Source organism: Streptomyces niveiscabiei (genome assembly GCF_001419795.1).
Taxonomy (GTDB): Bacteria; Actinomycetota; Actinomycetes; order Streptomycetales; family Streptomycetaceae; genus Streptomyces; species Streptomyces niveiscabiei.
Map to the genome: position 1 here is coordinate 1 of NZ_LIRL01001406.1, position 1,543 is coordinate 1,543.

The window sequence follows — 1,543 nt, forward strand, 5'->3', positions numbered from 1 at the left end:
GGGGTGCGGCTGGTGGAGGGGGGCGCGTTCTCGACGTACGCGCTCAAGGAGATCGCCGCCGGGGACGAGGTGGAGGTCATGACCCCGGCCGGGCGGTTCACGCTGGAACCGGCGCCGGGGCTGTACGCGGCGGTCGTCGGGGGCAGCGGGATCACGCCCGTGCTGTCGATCGCCTCGACGCTCCTCGCGCGGGAGCCCGCCGCCCGGTTCTGCCTGGTGCGCAGCGACCGTACGGCGGCGTCGACGATGTTCCTGGAGGAGGTGGCCGACCTCAAGGACCGCTACCCGGACCGGTTCCAGCTGGTGACGGCGCTGTCGCGGGAGGAGCAGCAGGCGGGGCTGCCGTCCGGGCGGCTGGACCGGGAGCGGCTGGTCTCGCTGCTTCCGGCGCTGCTGCCGGTGGAGGCGGTGGCGGGGTGGTTCCTGTGCGGGCCGTTCGGGCTGGTGACCGGCGCGGAGCAGGCGCTGCGTGCGCTGGGGGTGGCGCGCGAGCGGGTCCACCAGGAGATCTTCCACGTGGCCGACGCGCCCGCACCGGCCCGGCCGGCCGCGCCCGCGCACAGCACGCTCACGGCCCGCCTGGACGGCCGTTCCGGGACCTGGCCCGTCCAGGACGGGGAGTCGCTGCTGGAGACGGTCCTGCGCGGGCGGCCCGACGCGCCGTACGCCTGCAAGGGCGGGGTGTGCGGGACCTGCCGGGCGTTCCTCGTCTCCGGGGAGGTGCGGATGGACCGCAACTTCGCGCTGGAGCCGGAGGAGACGGAGGCGGGGTACGTGCTGGCGTGCCAGTCGCACCCGGTGACGGAGGGGGTGGAGGTGGACTTCGACAGGTGAGCGGCCCCGCGGCCGTGCGGGCGTTCCCTTCTTCTAGAACCTGTTCTATCTTGACGGACCGTCAGATCCGAGTGTGACCCCGTCGGGAGGACCAGGCCGTGGACTTCACGTTCAGCGAGGAGCAGCAGGCGGCGGCCGAGGCGGCGCGCGGGGTGTTCGCGGGAGTGGCGCCCGACGCGGTGCCGTCACCGGCGAAGACCCAGGGGCGGCCGGTCGCCGAGGGGTTCGACCGGGAGCTGTGGGCGAAGCTCGCCGACGCGGACCTGCTGAGCCTCCTGCTCGACGAGGAGTACGGCGGGGCCGGGCTCGACGCCGTCGCGCTCTGCCTGGTGCTGCGGGAGGCGGGGAAGGTGCTCGCGCGGGTGCCGTTGCTGGAGAGCGTCGCCGCGTCGGCCGCGATCCAGGCGTACGGGTCCGCCGCGCTGAAGGAGGCGGTGCTCGCGCCGGCCGGGCGGGGCGAGACGGTACTGACCGTCGCCGCGCACGGGCGCACGGGGCACGACGGGGCCGAACTCGCCGTCGCCGCGCGGCGGGAGGGCGCGGGGTGGGTGCTCGACGGGGTGCACACGGTGGTGCCGTGGGCGTTCGACGCGGACCTCGTCGTCGTCCCCGCGCACGTGGGCGACGGGCGGAGCGTGCTGGCCGTCGTGCCCGTCGGGGACGTCGCGCTCGGCGAGCAGGTGTCGACCGCCGGGGAGCGGGTGGGGGA

General features: G+C 75.6%; 2 protein-coding genes. Both read left to right on the plus strand.

The window, feature by feature from the left end; translation table 11 throughout:
* The coding region (locus AOK24_RS44505) for a 2Fe-2S iron-sulfur cluster-binding protein (protein WP_055725484.1) at window positions 1–834 on the plus strand (834 nt) is incomplete at its 5' end.
* Window positions 835–932: 98 nt separating this feature from the next.
* Window positions 933–1,543 (plus strand): acyl-CoA dehydrogenase family protein (locus AOK24_RS44510; RefSeq protein ID WP_206191379.1); only part of this gene is annotated, 611 nt, incomplete at its 3' end.